21 protein-coding genes, 1 tRNA gene and 1 pseudogene are annotated in these 18,490 nt (G+C 60.6%); 13 read left to right on the top strand and 10 right to left on the bottom strand.

The features are described 5' to 3' along the window. The first annotated feature begins 176 nt into the window (after nucleotides 1-176). Nucleotides 177-1,460: a tyrosine-type recombinase/integrase gene (locus tag KD146_RS13505; RefSeq protein ID WP_212659355.1), complete on the top strand. Its 1,284-nt coding sequence runs from the start codon at nucleotides 177-179 to the stop codon at nucleotides 1,458-1,460. Here KD146_RS13505 and KD146_RS13500 read toward each other — a convergent pair. From KD146_RS13500 to KD146_RS13485, 4 genes are all read right to left on the bottom strand, one after another. Continuing rightward, entirely contained in the window at nucleotides 1,457-1,822 is a 366-nt protein-coding gene (locus KD146_RS13500) for a hypothetical protein (protein ID WP_212659354.1), read from the bottom strand. The two genes, KD146_RS13505 and KD146_RS13500, sit on opposite strands and share 4 nt — an antisense overlap. Then, a complete protein-coding gene (locus KD146_RS13495; protein ID WP_212659353.1) occupies nucleotides 1,791-2,246 on the bottom strand; it encodes a Panacea domain-containing protein in 456 nt (151 codons plus the stop codon). The genes KD146_RS13500 and KD146_RS13495 overlap by 32 nt, the downstream gene beginning before the upstream one ends. Before the next feature lie 242 nt (nucleotides 2,247-2,488). Beyond that, nucleotides 2,489-2,692: a hypothetical protein gene (locus tag KD146_RS13490; RefSeq protein ID WP_212659352.1), complete on the bottom strand. Its 204-nt coding sequence runs from the start codon at nucleotides 2,690-2,692 to the stop codon at nucleotides 2,489-2,491. A 103-nt stretch (nucleotides 2,693-2,795) separates the two neighbouring features. Further along, on the bottom strand, nucleotides 2,796-3,455 hold the full coding sequence (locus KD146_RS13485) for an Arc family DNA-binding protein (protein ID WP_212659351.1): 660 nt from the start codon (nucleotides 3,453-3,455) through the stop codon (nucleotides 2,796-2,798). 122 nt (nucleotides 3,456-3,577) lie between these two features. Here KD146_RS13485 and KD146_RS13480 point away from each other — a divergent pair, with 122 nt between their 5' ends. The 9 genes from KD146_RS13480 (at nucleotide 3,578) to KD146_RS13440 (ending at nucleotide 10,618) form a co-directional block, all read left to right on the top strand. Then, complete coding sequence (locus tag KD146_RS13480) at nucleotides 3,578-3,820, top strand: Arc family DNA-binding protein (RefSeq protein WP_212659350.1); 243 nt, start codon at nucleotides 3,578-3,580, stop codon at nucleotides 3,818-3,820. Beyond that, nucleotides 3,801-4,109 carry a hypothetical protein gene (locus tag KD146_RS13475; RefSeq protein ID WP_212659349.1) on the top strand — a complete coding sequence of 103 codons (309 nt, stop codon included), beginning with the start codon at nucleotides 3,801-3,803 and terminating at the stop codon, nucleotides 4,107-4,109. The genes KD146_RS13480 and KD146_RS13475 overlap by 20 nt, the downstream gene beginning before the upstream one ends. A 17-nt stretch (nucleotides 4,110-4,126) precedes the next feature. After that, complete coding sequence (locus KD146_RS13470; RefSeq protein ID WP_212659348.1) at nucleotides 4,127-4,333, top strand: hypothetical protein; 207 nt, start codon at nucleotides 4,127-4,129, stop codon at nucleotides 4,331-4,333. Beyond that, nucleotides 4,323-4,568, top strand: a complete 246-nt coding sequence (locus KD146_RS13465; protein ID WP_212659347.1) for a hypothetical protein — start codon at nucleotides 4,323-4,325, stop codon at nucleotides 4,566-4,568. The genes KD146_RS13470 and KD146_RS13465 overlap by 11 nt, the downstream gene beginning before the upstream one ends. Nucleotides 4,569-4,945: 377 nt before the next feature. Further along, on the top strand, nucleotides 4,946-5,755 hold the full coding sequence (locus tag KD146_RS13460; RefSeq protein WP_212659346.1) for a DUF1376 domain-containing protein: 810 nt from the start codon (nucleotides 4,946-4,948) through the stop codon (nucleotides 5,753-5,755). 372 nt (nucleotides 5,756-6,127) lie between these two features. Beyond that, on the top strand, nucleotides 6,128-6,385 hold the full coding sequence (locus KD146_RS13455; protein ID WP_212659345.1) for a hypothetical protein: 258 nt from the start codon (nucleotides 6,128-6,130) through the stop codon (nucleotides 6,383-6,385). A gap of 424 nt (nucleotides 6,386-6,809) precedes the next feature. Next, a complete protein-coding gene (locus tag KD146_RS13450) occupies nucleotides 6,810-7,940 on the top strand; it encodes a phage major capsid protein (RefSeq protein ID WP_249327865.1) in 1,131 nt (376 codons plus the stop codon). A 444-nt stretch (nucleotides 7,941-8,384) separates the two neighbouring features. Continuing rightward, nucleotides 8,385-10,322 (top strand): hypothetical protein, encoded by a 1,938-nt coding sequence (locus tag KD146_RS13445; protein ID WP_212659343.1) that lies wholly within the window; start codon nucleotides 8,385-8,387, stop codon nucleotides 10,320-10,322. Between the two features lie 146 nt (nucleotides 10,323-10,468). Beyond that, a complete protein-coding gene (locus tag KD146_RS13440; RefSeq protein WP_212659342.1) occupies nucleotides 10,469-10,618 on the top strand; it encodes a hypothetical protein in 150 nt (49 codons plus the stop codon). Nucleotides 10,619-10,717: 99 nt separating this feature from the next. Here the strand turns inward: KD146_RS13440 and KD146_RS13435 are convergent, their stop codons facing one another. From KD146_RS13435 to gntA, 4 genes are all read right to left on the bottom strand, one after another. Further along, the gene (locus KD146_RS13435) at nucleotides 10,718-11,131 is read right to left on the bottom strand and encodes a hypothetical protein (protein WP_212659341.1); all 414 of its coding nucleotides are present in this window, start codon (nucleotides 11,129-11,131) and stop codon (nucleotides 10,718-10,720) included. An 88-nt stretch (nucleotides 11,132-11,219) separates the two neighbouring features. Continuing rightward, nucleotides 11,220-11,296, bottom strand: a tRNA-Arg gene (locus KD146_RS13430). Between the two features lie 368 nt (nucleotides 11,297-11,664). Beyond that, the gene (locus KD146_RS13425) at nucleotides 11,665-12,279 is read right to left on the bottom strand and encodes a DUF1989 domain-containing protein (protein WP_212659340.1); all 615 of its coding nucleotides are present in this window, start codon (nucleotides 12,277-12,279) and stop codon (nucleotides 11,665-11,667) included. Continuing rightward, nucleotides 12,279-13,010 carry a guanitoxin biosynthesis heme-dependent pre-guanitoxin N-hydroxylase GntA gene (gntA, locus tag KD146_RS13420; RefSeq protein ID WP_212659339.1) on the bottom strand — a complete coding sequence of 244 codons (732 nt, stop codon included), beginning with the start codon at nucleotides 13,008-13,010 and terminating at the stop codon, nucleotides 12,279-12,281. The genes KD146_RS13425 and gntA overlap by 1 nt, the downstream gene beginning before the upstream one ends. Before the next feature lie 160 nt (nucleotides 13,011-13,170). Between gntA and KD146_RS13415 the strand changes: the two genes are divergently transcribed. After that, the gene (locus KD146_RS13415; protein WP_212659338.1) at nucleotides 13,171-13,407 is read left to right on the top strand and encodes a hypothetical protein; all 237 of its coding nucleotides are present in this window, start codon (nucleotides 13,171-13,173) and stop codon (nucleotides 13,405-13,407) included. Between the two features lie 334 nt (nucleotides 13,408-13,741). Then, nucleotides 13,742-14,083 (top strand): annotated as a pseudogene (locus tag KD146_RS18265) (transglycosylase SLT domain-containing protein); the annotation flags it as partial. Here KD146_RS18265 and KD146_RS13405 read toward each other — a convergent pair. Then, nucleotides 14,069-14,509: a response regulator gene (locus KD146_RS13405; protein WP_427857107.1), complete on the bottom strand. Its 441-nt coding sequence runs from the start codon at nucleotides 14,507-14,509 to the stop codon at nucleotides 14,069-14,071. The pseudogene KD146_RS18265 and the gene KD146_RS13405 sit on opposite strands and share 15 nt — an antisense overlap. A 200-nt stretch (nucleotides 14,510-14,709) precedes the next feature. Here KD146_RS13405 and polA point away from each other — a divergent pair, with 200 nt between their 5' ends. Continuing rightward, nucleotides 14,710-17,631, top strand: coding sequence for a DNA polymerase I (gene polA / locus KD146_RS13400; protein WP_212659336.1), 2,922 nt, complete (start codon nucleotides 14,710-14,712; stop codon nucleotides 17,629-17,631). A 340-nt stretch (nucleotides 17,632-17,971) separates the two neighbouring features. Here polA and KD146_RS13395 read toward each other — a convergent pair whose 3' ends face one another. Next, the gene (locus KD146_RS13395; RefSeq protein WP_212659335.1) at nucleotides 17,972-18,259 is read right to left on the bottom strand and encodes a GIY-YIG nuclease family protein; all 288 of its coding nucleotides are present in this window, start codon (nucleotides 18,257-18,259) and stop codon (nucleotides 17,972-17,974) included. Nucleotides 18,260-18,490 lie beyond the last annotated feature (231 nt).

Genomic DNA, 18,490 nt, shown 5'->3' with positions numbered 1-18,490 from the left:
GTGGCCTCTGCCTTCGGAGGGATCGGTCATACCCATTTCCGGCCCTGCCCCAAGTTTTCCCATGATGTAAAAGCCCTGGTTTCCGGGGCTTTGTTGTTTTCCGGCTTGCGCTACGATTGCCCACGGTATTCCTATCGGCTGTGAGGATTTCGTGAGTTTTTTGTGAGGGGGTGATAATGCCGACTGCCAAGCTGACCCGAAAAGCGGTGGAGGAGTTGCAGCCCCAGGCGAAGCCCTACACGGTCTGGGACAGCGAATTGCCCGGCTTCGGGGTGGTGGTCAATCCGGGTGGTCGCATCGCGTTCGTGGTCGACTATGTGGCGGCAGGCCGACGCCGGCGCATGGTCATTGGTCGCTTTCCGATCCTGACTGTTGACCAGGCGCGCGCCCAGGCCAGAACCGAATCCGCCAAAGCCCAGCTTGGCGCCGATCCGCTGCAGGACAAGCGGGAGGCCAAAGCGCGACGGGATGGCCTGACCGTGGCGGACCTATGCGACCAATACCTCGAAGCGGCCGACGCGGGGAAAGTGCTCAAGCGTCGGAGCAAGACCCCGAAGAAGGCCAGCACACTGGCGACCGATCGCGGGCGGGTGGAGCGCCACATCAAACCGCTGCTGGGCAAAGTGCTGGTGGCGGATCTGACCCAGCGGCAGGTGCAGCAATTTGTCGATGACGTCACCGCCGGCAAGACCGCGACCAAAGAAGCATCGGGGAATCTCCGGGGTGTTGCGCGCGTCACTGGCGGCGCTGGAACGGCAGCTCGAACGGTGGGGCTATTGGGTGGCATTCTGTCATGGGGCATTCGCCAGGGCGCCTTGACCAGCAACCCGGCGCTGGGCGTAGAGCGAGCGGCGGACAAAAAGCGAGACCGCCACTTATCGCCCGACGAGTTTCGAGCGCTGGGTAAAGCACTGCAGCAGGCGGAAACAGAAGCCTGGCAGGCGGTGGCAGGAATCCACCTTCTGGCGTTCACCGGCTGCAGGCTTGGCGAGATTGTGCGCCTGAAGTGGTCAGAGATCGACTTGGAGGGGCAAGTGCTTATTCTGGGCGACAGCAAGACCGGAAAGTCAGTCAGGCCGCTTGGCGCCCCCGCGCAACGTGTTCTGGCACGTCTACAGCGGACGGAAGGCTCTGAATACGTGCTGACGGGCGTGAGAGACGCCAAACGGCCTTATGGCTCTCTGGACACCGCTATTGACCGGATTACGAAGGCGGCAGGTTTGACCGGAGTGACCGCGCACGTATTGCGCCATTCGTTTGCGTCGGTTGCCGGGGATCTGAATTATAGCGACGGCACCATCGGCACGATGGTTGGACACCAGGGGCATTCCGTGACCAGCCGATATACGCACCGGCTCGATGCGGTGCTGATCGCGGCGGCGACGAAAGTGGCGAGCGAGATCGAGCGCATGATGACAGGGCGTGAGGCGGTGGTGGTGGCTATGCCGAAGCGCGCCTAGTTACCCCGTCCATTGAACGCTCCCATGAATTTATCCAGTAGCGGCATGATCGGATCTACGCGACATTTTTGGGCAAGAACGAAGAGCCCGACCAGTTGAAGAACCCCTATGACAATCGGAGCGGTCCAGTTTTGTGCGTTTACGAGAAACAACACATTGAACAGGATCGTGATGACCAAGACCCAAACGAAACGCTCTTCGAGCAGCTTGTTCTCCAACGCTTCTTTGCTGGCCTGTAGCGCTGCTACTTGATCACCAGCGGCCTCGGCGCCTGGGGCGCTGTCCAGCGGCGACCCCAGGTTTATGTGAGGAACCGGCGCCGGTCCGACTTCAGCCGGCTTGTTGTTTTTCGGTTCGGTCAAGGTATTCCTGCCGTATAGCGGACTTCGGGATTCGAATGCCGTGAATGCCTGGCTTGTAGAACTTAGCCCAAGCACCCGAAGACCAATGTGTGATGTTTACTAACTGACCAGCGGTGAACCGCTTCGCCTGGGCGGCGATCTCCTTGAGCATAGCGTATTCGCTTGAGCTGGCAGGCACCTCAGAAACCCAGTGGAAGACATTGGGTATTGGTCCGCTACCGAATCCGCGAGCACGAGCGTAGACATCTGGAGACACGGGGCCGTAGTCCCAAGCCTCGAACTCGCCGTCGATCAGTGGTTCGCCATACATGCCGAGATTGTACATCTCGGCAAGATAAAGGAGCTTTTGCAACTCAAGGTTTGAGAGCTTCCAGTCGCGCAGCTCACACAGCGTGCGGGCGGCAGACAGCGAATTAACGGTCATTTTTGCCCTCCCAAGCAATGCGTCAAAAGATGCGCCACACCCAAATCAGTATGGCTTCAGGTGAACATATGGGGAATAGGCGTCAAAATTCACTAAATGTCACGTGAATTTGTACCACCTTGCGGCGGGCGCGGGACTTGCCGCCATCCCACCTAGCCCGCCGCGATTGCGCGAGCAATGTTTACATCGGACGGGCAATCAAAGCTGGGGATGTGGACCAGGTAGGATCGAGCGGAGACAGATCAGCCTGCGTAGTCGTCTAGAAAGCCGTCGTCGTGGTCATCGGCGCCATCTGACGCGTCGTGCCACTTCACGTGCCATTTCCCGCCAGATTCCATAGCTTCAAGTTTCGCGACCCGATCAGATGCGTTCGGGAAGCGTTCGAGCAATAGTTCGTTCGCTGCTGTGAGGCCGCCACGCATATATTCTGCAACAAAATCGTCCATCCTAGTTCTCCGTTTTGAGATGCAGTCTATCCGGCTGGCCAGCGAGCAGTGCTTACATCATGCGACGCCGGCGGTGGACCAGGTGCGCTTGCGGACTGACAATTTAGCTAATTCGGTCGCGACTATGTCGAGCCGTGAGATCGGCGAACTCTTTAATCATCTCGTCCAGTTCGCCGCTTTCATCTACAGCCAGTCTCTTCGCTTCGGTGAAATCGGCCACCTCACGGTACGCAAAAACCGGCCTTAACAAAGAGGTCAGCGAAGTCCCTACTGAAGCAATGCAGTAGAAGAGGTCATCTATGGCCTTCTGAACGTCCTTCTCACCGGATGGATCTTCTGACACCAGCTCTACCTTGGACAACGCCACGCCCATTTCTTCATAGGTACGTAGCAATGCCTGGCAGCGTAGCGCCATGGGGCTTATGGCCTCGTCTAACAGCAAGGCCATATTTGCGAGTCTCCGCAGGGCATCCGCTCGGTTCCGAATGCCATTTTCCATAGCCCAATCGTCGATGGCAATGATATCGCTGGCTGCAGAGTCAAACTGCTCCAGAGCGCTGTTGACTACCTTAGTGTGAAATACCAGCGCATCACTCTCTGGTGTTTTCTTTTCAAAGCTATCCTGCAATCGCGCGACAATCTCAGCATTCATCGACCGGTTGTTTTGCGCGGCCGCAGATTTGAGTTGATCCCTCATCCCCTCTGGCAGTCGCAAAAGGTACTTATCGGCCTGCTCACTTGGGTAGCTAGATCGATCTGCCATTTTTTGCTCCTTGTCCCAAGCACGTCCTATATCAACTCGGAATAAAGTTGTCAGCGCATTGTTGACTATATCGAGTTGATATGCAATCAATCTCTATATCTACTCGATATGGAGCACATTCGATGGCTTTGAAGCCCAAACAAACCCACCAGTATCCCCTCAGGTTACCCCCTGGAATGAGCGAACGAATTCGCCAGCAAGCTGCGTCAAACCGTCGTTCAATGAACTCTGAGATTATCCACTACCTCGACTGGGCCCTTAAGGCTCAGGAAGCAAAAGGCCCGGCCAGTGTTGAAGCACTGCCGAGCCATGGTCACGACCAAACCCCTGCAAGGATTGAAGCCAATGAACTCGAAAGAGAATAGCACCGGCACGCCGGTTTCTGCAAGCCACACAGCCCAAAGCGGGCAAGGCTACGCCTATGACTTGAACAGCTTGCAATGCGAGCTGGGCAGCTTGGCGCATTTGCTGGAGACGGTAGTCGACACCATCAACGAGTGCCACTTCGGCCCGCCAGACAACCGCGTCCCTCATATGGACCGCCTCGACGCGCTTATCCGCATTTCGCAATCGACGCTTGAAGGCATCAACACGGCGGTAGGTAGCAATTTCGACACCATTGGCCGCACCACGGCACCGAAGGCGGTGGCATGATGGGTCAGCACGAAATCATGCAGACCCCAGCCCTCAAATCTGAGGTGTCCGAGCTTGCCCGCATGACCGCCCTGTTGGCCCAGCTGCCAGATTACAAGCGGCGGTGGTTCCATGAACAGGTGATCCTGGCCAGCGAAGGCCAGCCTAGCGCAATTGACGGCACGGGCCCACTCCCCGATTGGTGGCGCAATGAAGTCGACGGGGAGGCTGGCCATGCAGTTTAGCGCCAAGCCCCGACTGCGCCGCGCCGAGGTTCCCGGCTATCTACTCGAACACCACGGCATGACCGTTGCCAAGGCAACCTTGGCGAAGCTGGCCAGCGTCGGCGGTGGCCCGGTCATGCAGTACCACGGTCGGATTCCGCTCTATCCTGTCACGGACCTCGACCAATGGGCGGCCGCGCGGCTATCCGGCCCGGTTCCAAACACCAGTGCGCGGGAGGCCCGGTCATGCGGTTGATGCGTCTGAGTATCGCCCTCGCCCATATCGCAATGGCCCGCGCTCACATCGTTCTGAGCAGGTGGCACGGCCGACGCCGTGAACATCATCTGGCGGCAGTAGATCGGTATCTTGGGAGCCTGCGCAATGAGACATAGCCAAGCTCGTCGCCGGCGGTGGAAGACATTGCTGCCGCCAATTCATGACCGGCGCCCTGACCCGCTTGCAGCCCATCGCAGGGCCAATCTGGCTGTTGCTGTCGCCTTGCGCGATGGAAGGCTTGAGAAACAGCCCTGCGAGGTGTGTGGGGCGGTGGAAGGCGTAGAGGCGCACCACGATGACCTAACCGCGCCTCTCGACGTGCGGTGGCGCTGTGCAGTCCATTTGCAGGAGCATCAATGACCAGCTCTCCGCGGTGGTTTCGGTTCTTCCCGACTGACTGGCTTTCGCGCATCGGCGACCTCTCCCCAGCGGAAAGGGGCGTGATGCTCACGCTGGTATGCCTGATGTTCGATCGAGGCGAGCCGCTTTCGCGTGACGACGCCCGCCTTGCTCGTCAATGCGGGATACCTACAGCAGGATTCCGGACGGCTTTGGCCGCTCTACTGCACCAGGGAAAACTGGCGGAAACAGACGGGATGCTCTGGGCGGACTGGGTCGATATGGAGATCAGAAACACATCTCAAAAATCACGGGCAGCCAGCCGAAGCGCAAAGGCGCGATGGGGCGAAAAAGACAATAAAAACAATGGCGGTGGTGATGCGTTCGCAATGCAAACGCATAGCGACCGCAATGCTACCCAGAACCACAAAGAAACCCCTATAGGCCCTGAGGGCCCGAATGCTTCGATTGATCTGAGTGGAATGTCTCGGGAGATCCAGACCTACACCAGCCTTGGGATCAACCGGGAGGCAGCGCTGGGCGTCGAATGCCATCGGTGCGGTGCAACGCCGAACGCGCCGTGTGTTGGCACTGATGGTGCCCAGCGGGCACGATCCCACATCCAGCGCTATCAGTTGGTTGCGCATCACCGGAACGTCCCCACGGCAAGCACCGGCGGCGAACTTCCCGTGATCCGCGAAGATGACCCGATAGCCCCGTTCCTGGCCAAGGTGCGTGGGAAGCCGATCTATTGGGGCACCAGGTCATGCACAACGGCGACACCTGCCGAGATGGACGCTGCTCGGGCGCTGGCAGGTGCAGCATGACCGGAATTGCGAATTTATCTACCGACGCAGAATCCCGCTACTGCAGTGGGGACTGCGTTTGGAACAGTCTCCTTGAACGTCCGAACGCAAGATTGGTAAGGCGAAAAGTACATAGCGATCGCTGTGCATGCGATGATGCCAACCGCTGCGATCAAAGCCACCTTCACCAAATCAGACATGCGCGCCCCCAAAGTTTGGCAATGCCTAGCACAGATCCGGTGGCCAGCGAACGCATGGCCGGGGGCGCGTCTGCAAGGTCCGCCGAACCAACAGCCCAGACCGGTGCTGGTCTAAAACACACGTTCTTGCAGATTGATGTTCTGAAACGCCCAATCTGCAAGAGCCCCTCTCACCCAACAAAGGACCATGACCATGGCAGCAGCGAACGACGAGCCTTACGACCTTCACCAGCGCATCATGAGCAAACAGCTGGGCGAGCGCCTGGCGACGATGACCGGCAAGCTCAGGACCGAAATGGGAAATCATGCGCTGGCCTCGGCATTCATCGGCACAGGGTTGAACTGCGCAATTCAGGAACACGGAGCGGCAGGTGCAGCGGACTGGCTGCGGAAGGTGGCAGATGCCATCGAGAGCGGCGGCGGTGGAGATCTAGAACATATCATGAACTGAATAATTGCCTGCAGGCCCAAATCATGGCAGTCTACGGTGGTCATGGTGGTTTCCTAGTGCCCTCCTCCAGCCTGCGAGATGCAACTGGAGGGGGCCGGGACACCAAGGACAGCAACCCGCTTATCAAGCCCGCGCGATGCAACTTGATCGGCAATCCGGCCCCTCCGCGAGATGCAAGGCCGGGCTCGATGAAGGCTCAGGCCTATCGAGAAACAGGGACCGGGTGTCGACCGGATTCCCGCGCCGAGCCAGTACGCACAACGCTGCTGGAACCGCCATTGCCTAGCGCTGGCGCTTACCAATCACACACATTCAACGCGAGCGATCGCGCACGCCTTATCGAAAGGGCCTGACTATGAACATGCACACACCCGTGGTGCGCGGAATCCGCACCGTAAAAGCCAATGCCAGCCCAGCAGCCGTCTTGGCGGAACTCACAAATGCCTTCGGTGAATTCAAGCAGAAGAATAACGAGGGGTTGGCTGAAGTCCGCACCCAGATGGCTGACCTCGCAAACCGCTTTGCTGGCAACCAGCTCGGAGGAAATTCGGACACCGTCAGCAATGCCGAACAGCAGACCGTGAGCGCAGCGCTGCGCTCCTACCTCAAGGGTGGCGTTGCCGCCTTCAACGAGGTGATGAGCGCCAATGCCATGCAGGTCGGCAGCGATCCGGAAGGCGGTTACACCGTGCTTCCGCACTTTAGCACGGCCATCACACAGACGCTTTTCGAGTCCTCGCCCATGCGCCAGTACGCGCGGGTGGTCACGATCTCAACCGACACCTTTGAGGAACTGGTCGATCGCGACGAGCCGGATGCCGGCTGGGTTGGCGAGACCGAGGCTCGCACCGGCACCGATGCACCGAACCTGGGCAAGCTGTCCATTCCAGTGCACGAAATCTACGCGATGCCCAAGGTCACGCAGAAGCTTCTGGATGACAGCGCAATCGACATTGGCAACTGGCTGGTGACCAAGGTGAGCGACAAGTTCAGCCGCTCTGAGGAAACCTGTTTCTACAACGGCAATGGCGTCCTGAAGCCCCGCGGCTTCCTGACTTACCCCACGACCGCCCAGGACGATGCCACCCGCCCTTGGGGCACCATCGAACATGTCGTCACCGGCACCGATGGCAGCTTCGGTGCGACCACTAACGGCGCTGACAAGCTGATCGACCTGCAGAGCAGCCTAAAGGTCGGTCACCTGGCCGGCGCAGTTTGGAAAATGAACCGCAAGACTTTGGCGGTGGCTCGCAAGCTCAAGGATGGTCAGGGCAACTTCATCTGGCAGCGTGCCCTCGAGGCAGGCAAGCCCGACACCCTGTTGGGCCATCCAGTGGTGCTGGCCGAGGACATGCCTGACATCGCGACCGACAGCACACCGATCGCCTTCGGCAACTTCAAAGCTGGTTACACCATCGTTGATCGCGCCGGCGTCCGGATCTTGCGGGATGCCCTGACCCAGAAGCCCTACACGCTGTTCTACACCTGGAAGCGCGTGGGCGGCGACGTCGCCGATTTCGAGGCGATCAAGCTGCTGAAGTTCAGCGCAGCGTAATCCACCACCCGGGGCGCCTCCCAAGTGTGGCGCCCCTCATATGGACACCGGTGACCAAGTTGCGTTCGCACCGAGAGCAAATTCAGAAACAAAAGTTGAGGCCACCCCCGAAGGGGGTGATGTGTCGCCAAGTCGACGAAAGGCAGAATTGCAGTGAACGACCACGTTTCGCCAGAGATGGAAATAACTCAGTTCAAACCGGCGCCACTCGCCTATCCCGATGGCAATGAGCGACTAGCGTTTTTCGCTTTCGACGCGCGGGGCGTCAAGGTCGGCGGCTGTATCCTCATCAGACTCGCCTCCGGCGAACTTCGTATAGCACTTCCCAGATTCAAGAACGCCGATGGCGAACTGCAGCAAGTCCGCCTTAGCCACCCACTCCGGCGGCTGCTTTTGACAGCTGTCCGTGCTGCGCATTCGGAACACCTCAAAGGAAACTGATCAATGACGCTTCCCACTCCCGAATCTGTGTTCCGCAAGTACGTCACAGCCGGCGTTCCCGATAGCGGCAAACACGAGCCCATCAAGGACGAGATCGTTCAGCTTTTGAACTCGCTGTTTGGCACATCGCGTGGCGGCTGGGTTGTGGCGCGCACGAAGGCCGAGCTGGCCGGGATTACGCCGGTCGCGGAGACGGACGGCGGCGTTGTCCTTGCCGACCCGGACCCAACGCTTAACGGGTATTATGACCGTGATGCTACCGCCTGGGTGCGCGGACGCGGATTCCCCGACACGATGGGCACTCTGACCGGCATCGGCGGGACAGCGAACGCGATCACTGCATCTGTCGAGGTTGGCGTGAACCCATCTGACGTTGACGTGGTATTCTTGCCCGCCCCCCCCGGCACCAATGCCGCCGGGCCCGTCACCATCGCGATCAGTGGAACCGTCTACCCGCTCAAGAGCGCCTCTGGCTCCGACCCGGCAGCGGGCGATATTATTGAAGGCGTAGGGACAATGCTGTTCCGCTCGGGAGGCGAGTGGCGCCAGCTTTTCTCGTCAGCAACCGGAGCAACATTCGACCATCAGGGCGATTATGCCGGAGTCACCACTTACACCGCAGGGCAGGTCGTCACCGGCTCGGATGGCAAGTGGTATCAGCTCAAAGATGCGTCCGCGAGTGGTGACGATCCTGTCGGCAGTGTTACCGGAGCGTGGCTGGAGGTTCTGGCAGCGGCCTCCGTGGCGGATGGGGCAGTAACCACTGTGAAGATTGCAGATGGCGCTGTCACCGAACCGAAGCACGCGACCGGCGGGGTCTCAAGCCGTGCGCTGGCTGCAAGTGCCGCAACGCTGGAGAAGATTGCGGATGATGCGAAGGCCGACTTCCGGCTCGTTGACCCCAATGGGCCTCGCACGCCCATCGGGTACTTTGGCACTTACACTGTTCAGATCCTTGGCCAGTCTTCATTCGCCATGGGGGGGTTTCGGTACAAAGGTCGATACCTAGAGCGGCGCGCACCCGTGTTTTCCTCCCCCGCATTTGATGCGCTCTATGCGCCTGGAGGTCATAGGCACATAGTCAGCTATGGCAACGGCACAACCACACAAGATGATCTGGGCGTCGAGACCTTGCATGTAAAAGAGCAGTGGTACGCTGTGTTTGCCTGCGCGAATGACGGCGATGCCAATGCAGTATTCAAGGTTATGCCATTCTTCCGAGTTCGAGACGTGGGCGTTGGCGGGGCAAATGTCGTAAGGTTTTGCCCCGGTGGTGAAAACACCAACGGTTCTACAGCATCCAAGGTCTATACAATGCCGGTCGATGGGTTGGCTGGTGTGGATTGCCTAATCATTCATGAAACGCTTAATGGTCGTCCAAACGGCTTTTCGGGGCGCGTAACGACTATCACCGATAACACGACCAGTTCAGCCACGCTTGCGAATGTGGGGGGGCTGGCAAACAGCGACTACATCCTCCCCGCCCCCCCGGGCTATCAACATTATCGGTACATTGGGGCGCTTTATAACGACACCGCAGAGCTGCGGAATATCGCAGACACTGGCACCATCGTTCACAGTCGGGGTTCTACAAACACCCGCAATACGAACGGCGTGGTCAATGGCGTTGCCGGAACGGGCCTGGATATCCCATGCGGCGGCTATATTTCGCCGCTATCAACCGGCGTTTTGGTTCACATGACCGAGACCCTATCCACCTCGGAGGTTGGGTGGGTCTATGACACGTGGGGTATGGACGCCAACCACGATAGCATCAACTTGTCATGGTATAAGCCCACTGCGGCCGCCGCCAGCATGGAGCTGCATGGGGGCATTCTCCCGTTTAGTTTTAGTCCTTGGGCCAACTTGCGGGTGAATGGGACGCTTAACGTGGCCGCTATGACAAGGTCCATGCGCATGTATGGGTGGCTAGAGCCTTAACGGCGCAGCCGGGCCTAGCGTCGGAAAATCAGGAGGTCAAAAGTAGCTATGAAAGTCCTGCCTCTCCTCATTTTTGCAGTCGTCGCCACCACCGCTCCGAGCGCCTGCGGAGGCGCCTTCCACCCTCACATCACCAGGAGACTATCATGAGCAAGATGTACCGCACTGGCGCGGGTGGCAAAACTTCAAAAAGTGCCCGCTCTCTGGACCCGCCATTCCCTCACGCGCAGGTTTTTTTCCTGCTGGAAGTTCGCAGGTGCAAACCTAGTGCGAACCTTGGCAAGAACCTGCAGTAAGTCTCTGATTACATTGCCCAACCCCCAATGGGGGATGAACCCGAAATGGTTCGCAGTTCGCAGCTAGGTTTGCAGCGTGCGAACCAGTGCGAACCTGACCTATTTGCCGAGCCTTACACCGGCAACCCGGGCGGCAGCTTTCTCCCGCGCCAGGCGCCCCTTGCGATTGCGGGTCGACGCTGAGCGGGCCAGCTTGTAAAGCGCTCTGTCAGGCGGGTCCGCCACGATCGGTTTGACTATGATCCACCAGCAGTTGTCTCCGTCGAACTCGCCAACGTAGTGTCGAGAAATCACCTCGAACAGGTCAGCATCGTCTGGATCATCGCGCTGCCAGAGCGTGGTGAATCGATCGCCAGGCACCGGTATCGTTCCGCCTAGCATCTCGGGCGAATATTCACTGCCGGCGGTGAGCTTGCCGTTTGCCCCCAGAATTGCAAACCTAACGCCAAGGCGCGTGAACTCGATAGTTTCGGAGCCTTCAGGTCCATTGGGACCGTAGACAATGTCGCGCATCACACCACCTGTTTGCCCAAGCTGTGAGGATTTGGTGAGTTTTCGATGCCCTCAGCCCTGAGGAAAACTGCTAAACCGTTGAAATAATTGGCGCACCCGACACGATTCGAACGTGTGGCCTCTGCCTTCGGAGGGCAGCGCTCTATCCAGCTGAGCTACGGGTGCATCCGTGAGGCGGGGCAGTGCCCCGGCTGAACGCGCGCAAACTATCCAAAGCTGGCGATCCGCGCAACGGGGTTGGTCGGTTTTGTTTTGCAGGCTTGCGGGAGCATCCGGTCGCTCAAGCGCTGCGCTCCTTGGCAACGAGCTAGCTGTTGACTGAACAAGTAGACCAGTTTCCGGGTCAGGAACGGATTCCCCTTGGCGCTCACAACTAGTTCTCATCCACCAGCCCCAGCTCTGCCCCTCAGCCACCGGCTCTCTACCCACGGGGCACCCGCACAACTACAACCCAAGAGCGTGCCTCACCTGCCAGATTCGGAGCCATCAGACCCAATGCGTTGACCGGGAATTGGGCAGAGCTCGGTGCTCAGTCAGCCCTCCACCCGATAGTGGATGGGCTTGAAGCTGCCGCCATTGCTGGCGGGGGCCGAGCAGGCGGTCAGGGCGATGATCAGGTCGGTGGCGGCGCGGAAGCGGATGAAGTCGCCTGCCTTGCTGAGCGGGGGCAGCACTTTGAAGCGCCCGGTGGCGCCATCCACCGGCACATTCATGAAGCAGTTGAAGGCGACCGGAATGGCGTCCTCGGCAATGCCCCATGGAGCCAGCGCTGCATGCAGATTGCCATGGCAGCCGCGATGGGGCGGCTCGTTGTCGTAGCAGAGACGGAAGGTGGCTTCGCTGCACGGGGTGAGCAGGAAATCGTGCCGCCCCACTGTATCCTCGATGATCTCGAGCAGGACATTGGAGCGGTTGGAGTAGAGCTTGTGGGCGGTGCTGAGATAGATGGTCTCGGCATAATCGAGTGTGCGCCCCGAAGAGAGCATTTCGCGCGTATCGGCCCTGGCGATCGCCAGCAGATCAGCGACCTGGCCACCCTCGGGGTCGATCACCGTCAGGGTCTGGCCCGCATTGAGCGTAAAGGCGGCGCCCGAGCGGGGCGGGATGATCTGGGTGGTGTCAGGGCGTGTTGCGGTCTCGGTGAACATTACTTGGCGCCCTCGCGATCGGTTGCCGGCCGGGCCAACGGATCGGTCGCGCCGGCGCGGTGATAGGGGCAGGACCAATTATCGGCGACCGCACGGCCGCTATATTGGCGCGCCTCGGAAACGCTGCCATGGCGGGCCAGCATCGGGTTGGGTGTACCCGCCAGGGCCACGTCGCGATCGATAATGGCGCTGCGCAGCTTTTCGTAGCGTCCCAGGGCGCGCAGTGTTTCAAACTGGTCATGCAGATTGAACACCATCACCGGATGGGCAAAGCGGCGGGCGGGGCGGCTGGCACGCGGGTGGAGGCCGACCACAAAGAACGCCTCGCCCCCAAAGCTGAGCGAGAAATGGGGATCATCGGGATCGGCACTGACGCGAGCGTCATGGGGCTGGCCGCGCCAGCTATCCTTGGCGGTCAATGACTGGATGCGCGCCCACATATGGCGCTCAAACGCGTCTTCGCCCAGCCCGTCAGGACCCTCGAAAATCACAGCGAAGCTGGTAAACAGGGTGGGCTGATCATGATAGTCCCACGCGAACTGCATCAGCCGATCCTGAATTTCGACATCGTTCCAGGCACTGTCGATCGAACGCGCCACATAGGTGGTCAACCGCCCCTGCTTGAGCGCCGATTTGGCTCCGACGCAGGGGAATTGCCGGTTATTGATGAAGTGCTGCAGCTGCTGCTCGGGACTGGTTGGTTCGGTGACGACGGTGTCGATTACGGACATGGCACGGCCCTTACTGTTGGGTCAGGACAACCGCGGCAGACGCTGAAGGGTTCCGCCGGCGCGCCTTCCGGCGCGATCACATCGCACCCCGACACGTTTACTGATCCGGGCCGGGGGCGGATGCGTAAAGACATAGCAAGCCCGGCAATGGAGACTGATCATGCAGCAAATTCTACTCAGTGCGGGCGCGGTTCTGGCGCTGACCGGCATGGCACAGGCCGTGTCGGTGGGTGAGCTGATTGGCAAATGCGGCGATGACGGCAAGGCGTGGTGCGCCGGGGTCGGCTATGGCGATCCGATGCAGGCATGCCTTGAGGACAATTACGCCCAGCTCAGCGCCGATTGCCAGGCAGTGATGGACCGGCTGCGCGGTGGCGAGGGCGTTTATCTGTTCTGAGCGCCCGCGGCTGCCACGGCTTTGCCGTTAACTGCCTTCAAGCTGCCCTGATTGGGCCCTATCGCCGCAAAAGGTGAAATGGGCTAAGGGTGGCCACATGACAAATTCAACCACATGGCGTCGCAGCGCTGGCCTGATGGGCGCGAGTATCGCGCTGGGCCTGCTGGTGGCGGGCTGCTCGATGAGCGGGTTCAAGCCGGCCAGCGGCAGCGTGCGCGCTCCGGCCACCGCGGCGCTTGAAGTCTTTGCTGCCCCCAGCACGCCCGCGGGGCATGTGCCCAAGGCGGCTGACGTGCCGATGGCCACATCCGCACTGGGTTATACCGAGGGCTCGCTGGACGGGCTGATCGGCCATTACGCGGCCCAGTATGCGGTGCCCGAGGATCTGGTGCGCCGGGTGATCGTGCGCGAGAGCAATTACAATGCGGGGGCGCGCAACGGGCCCTATTACGGGCTGATGCAGATCAGTCACGCCACCGCGAGTGGCCAGGGCTATCGCGGGGCACCGGCGGGCCTGCTCGATGCCGAGACCAATCTGCGCTTCGCCGTGCGCTATCTGGCCGGCGCCTATGTTACCGCGCAGGGCAATTACGACCGCGCGGTGCAGTTCTATGCGCGTGGCTATTATTACGATGCCAAGAGGCTTGGCCTGTTGCAGAAATCAGGCCTGCGCTGATCCGGCATTGGCCGGCGCACGCTCATTGAGCAGCACCATCAGGTGATTGGCCAGATCGGATTGCTGGTACGGCTTGGGCAGCCTCGGCAGGTCGATCTCGATGCCTTCGGGCAGTTCTGAATAGCCGGTGGCGAGCACGATGGGCAGGTCAGGGCGCAGCTGGCGCGCCTGATTGGCCAGTTCCACCCCGTTCATGCCGGGCATGGCATAGTCGGTGATCAACAGATCCACGGTCTGCTGGCTGCCCAGAATGGTCAGGGCCTCGGCGCCCGAATAGGCTTCGAGCGCTGTGTGACCAAGCTGCTCGACCATGTCGACCGCGTTCATATTGATCAGCGCATCATCGTCCACCACCAGGATGACGGCAGCCTTGCTGGCCTGATTGTGCATATTCGAACCCTCTGATGTGCCGGAAATATCGGCCACATTGCCCTCCACGCGTCGCGCGCGCTGCCCATAGCGCGCAAAAACGGCTCAAATGCGTTGTCGCAACATGCCATTTGTCGCCGACAACGGCAATTGTCGCTAACGCGCAAGGTTGTGCCCCGGTTCCCGCCGCGCGACCCTTTTGGCGGGCGGCGATCTGGCCTAAAGTCAGCGCGATCTCACCTTCGGAATCGCTTGATATGCATCTGCTGCTCGTCGACGGCTCGGCTTATATTTTTCGCGCCTTCCATGCCCTGCCCCAGCTCAACCGCAAGTCGGACGGGCTCCCCGTGGGCTGTGTGCAGGGGTTCTGCAGCATGCTCTACAAGCTCACCGAGGATCTCAAGGGCGAGGACGCGCCCACCCATATGGCGGTGATCTTTGATCATTCGGGCAAGACGTTTCGCGACGATATCTATACCGAATACAAGGCGCAGCGTCCCCCCGCCCCGGTTGAACTGGTGCCACAGTTTCCGCTGACCCGGGCGGCCACCCGCGCGTTTTCGATCCCCTCGATCGAGATGGAGGGCTGGGAGGCCGACGACATCATCGCAACCTATGCGCGTCTGGCGCGCGAGGCGGGCGGCAAGGCCACCATCGTTTCGTCCGACAAGGACATGATGCAACTGATCGAACCCGATGGCTCGATCCGCATGCTGGACACCATTGCCCGCCCCGGCCAGCCGCCGCTGCGCTGGATCGGCATGGATGAGGTGTTCAAGAAATTCGGCGTCACCCCGGACAAGGTGATCGAGGTGCAGGCGCTGTGCGGCGATAGCGTGGACAATGTGCCCGGCGTGCCCGGCATTGGCGTGAAAACCGCTGCCGAGCTGATCAATACCTATGGCACGGTGGAAAACCTGCTCGAGCATGCCGACGAGATCAAGCAGAACGCGCGCCGCGAAAAGCTCAAGGCCAATGCCGATCTGGCGCTGGTCTCCAAGCGTCTGGTGACGCTGAGCCAGGACGTGCCGGTCGAACTCGATATCGACGCGCTGATCCGCCAACCGATGGAGCCATCCAATCTGTTCCCGTTCCTCAAGGCGATGGAATTTGCCACCATCACCAAGCGGCTGTCGGGCAAGCTTGAGGCCAATCCCGATGATTTCGAGGCCGATCCCGAATATGCCGCGACCGCGGTGCCGGGCGCGGTGGGGTTTGACAATGCGGCTCGGGCGGAAAGCCGGGCAGCACGGCATGAGGCGACCGGGCGCAGCAATGCAGCCACCGTCGCCCATGCGGCGGCCGAGCATGCGCGCGTGCGCGCCATCCCGTTCAAGCCCGAAGACTATGAGATCATCCGCGATGCCGCCGCGCTGCAGCGCTGGATCGACGCCATTGAAATGACGGGCCATGTCGCCACCGATACCGAGACCACCGGGCTCGACAACCAGACCGCCGATCTGGTGGGGCTGTCGTTTTCCATCGCCCCGGGCACGAGCGCCTATCTGCCGCTGGGCCATACCGATGGCGAGGCCGATATTTTTGGCGGCGGCGGGCTGGTCGAGGGGCAGATGGATATCCGGCTCGCGCTGGACATGGTCAAGCCGCTGTTTGCCGACCCCTCGATCCTCAAGATCTTCCACAATGCCAAATACGATATCGGCATTCTGGCGCGCTATGATGTGGCGGTGAAATCGGTCGATGACACGCTGCTGCTCAGCTATGCGCTCGATGGCCCGCAGTTCAACACCATGGGCGAATTGGGCGAACACTGGCTGGGCTTTGCCGGCCAGTCGATCAAGGACCTGATCGGCTCGGGCAAAAAGCAGATCACCTTCGCCCAGGTCAAAATCGAAGACGGCGCGCGCTATGCCGCCGAAGATGCCGATATGACCATGCGGCTGTGGCAGGTGCTCAAGCCACGCCTGGTCGCTGAAAACATGACCACGCTGTACGAAACCATCGACCGCCCGCTCGCCCCGGTGCTGGCGCGCATGGAGGGGCGTGGCGTCAATATCGACCGCGCCATTCTCTCGCGCCTGTCAGGCGAGTTCGCCCAGCGCGCCGCCGCCTTTGAGGCGCAGGCCTATGAGCTGGCCGAGCAGACGTTCAATCTGGGCTCGCCCAAGCAGCTGGGCGAAATCCTGTTCGACAAGATGGGGCTTGAGGGCGGCACCAAGACCAAGACCGGCGCCTGGTCGACCGGGGCCGATGTGCTCGAGGATCTGGCGCTCAAGGGCGTGCCGCTGGCGCGCACCATTGTCGACTGGCGCCAGCTCAACAAGCTGCGCAGCACCTATACCGACGCCCTGCCCGCCTACATCAATGAGCGCACCGGGCGCGTCCACACCACCTATTCCCAGCATTCCGTGCTGACCGGACGGCTGAGCTCAAACGATCCGAACCTGCAGAACATTCCGGTGCGCACCGAGGATGGCCGCAAGATCCGGTCCGCCTTCGTCGCGGCGCCGGGCAAAATCCTGGTCAGCGCCGATTACAGCCAGATCGAATTGCGCGTGCTGGCCCATATCGCCGATATCCAGGCGCTCAAGGATGCGTTTGAAGAGGGTCTCGATATTCACGCCATGACCGCCAGCGAGATGTTCGGCGTGCCCGTCGAGGGCATGCCCAGCGACATTCGCCGGCGCGCCAAGGCGATCAATTTCGGCATTATTTACGGCATTTCGGCCTTTGGCCTGGCCAATCAGCTGGGCATTGGGCGCGGCGAGGCCGGGGACTACATCAAGACCTATTTCGAGCGCTTCCCGGGCATCAAGGATTATATGGAAGAGCAGCGCCGCAAGGTAAAGGAAGATGGCCACGTCAGCACCATCTTTGGCCGCCGCATCAACTTCCCCAATGCCAAGTCGCACAATCCAAGCGAACGCGCCTTTGTCGAACGCGCCTCGATCAACGCCCCGATCCAGGGCTCAGCCGCCGACATCATCCGCCGCGCCATGATCCGCATGGAGCCCGAGCTGAACAAGGCCAGGATCGACGCCGACATGCTGCTGCAGGTGCATGACGAGTTGATCTTCGAAGTGCCGCTGGGCACCGAGAGTGCCGCGATCCCGGTGATCAAGCGCGTGATGGAAGGCGCGGCGGAGCCCGCCGTACGGCTGACCGTGCCGATCCAGGTTGATGCGAATGCGGCAGGGAACTGGGACGAGGCGCATTAGCAGCCGGCCGTCACCCTCGGGCTTGACCCGAGGGGTCTTCACTTGATGATCTCGTCCCAAAGATCGCGCCAGTCGGGATTGCCCTGTTCGATCAGCGCGTCCTGGCAGCGGCATTCTCGCGGTCCGTCCGGCGCCAGGGCAAAGCTTGAAAGTGCAACGCCCTCGGGTCGAGCCCGAGGGTGACGATCGGGGGTGGGGAGACGCTTGCGCGCATTGCTGGCGTCCGCGTCGCTGCCGCACTTCCACACCCGGCAGTGGCGGCCACACCCGGGCAAGTTCTGCGCCTGCGCAAAACCAGCCACCCCACCGCGCGTCACCCTCGGGCTTGACCCGAAGGGCTTCACTTGATGATCTCGTCCCAAAGATCGCGCCAGTCGGGATTGTGCTCTTCGATCAGGGCGTCCTTCCAGTGCCGATACCAGCGCTTGAGCGTTTTTTCGCGGGCGATGGCGTCGGTAATGTCGTCGTGGCTCTCGAAATAGACCAGCCGCTTGATGTTGCGCTTTTTGGTATAGCCCTCCACCAGCCCCTCGCGGTGCTCATAGACCCGGCGCACCAAGTCATTGGTGACGCCGATATAGGTCCGCCCCCGGCGCATGTCTGCGAGAATGTAGGTGTAGCCGCCCATGGGCAAAGCTTGAAAGTGCAACGCCCTGGGGTCAAGCCCGAGGGTGACGCGCGGTGGACGTGGGGGCCTCTGACAAGACCCTGAGGCTAGCGCTGCTTCGGGCGCGCAGCCTGAGTCTCCCTCCCCCTTGTGGGGAGGGAAATGAGATAGGCGTTGGCCAAGGCTAACGCCGTTATCGAGCGAGGTGGGGTTTGCTGCCGCATTTCTGCGTGTGCGGCCTACCCCCACCCT

The organism is Devosia litorisediminis, from assembly GCF_018334155.1.
GTDB classification, from domain to species: Bacteria; Pseudomonadota; Alphaproteobacteria; order Rhizobiales; family Devosiaceae; genus Devosia; species Devosia litorisediminis.
This window is presented reverse-complemented; position numbering and strand designations above follow the sequence as displayed.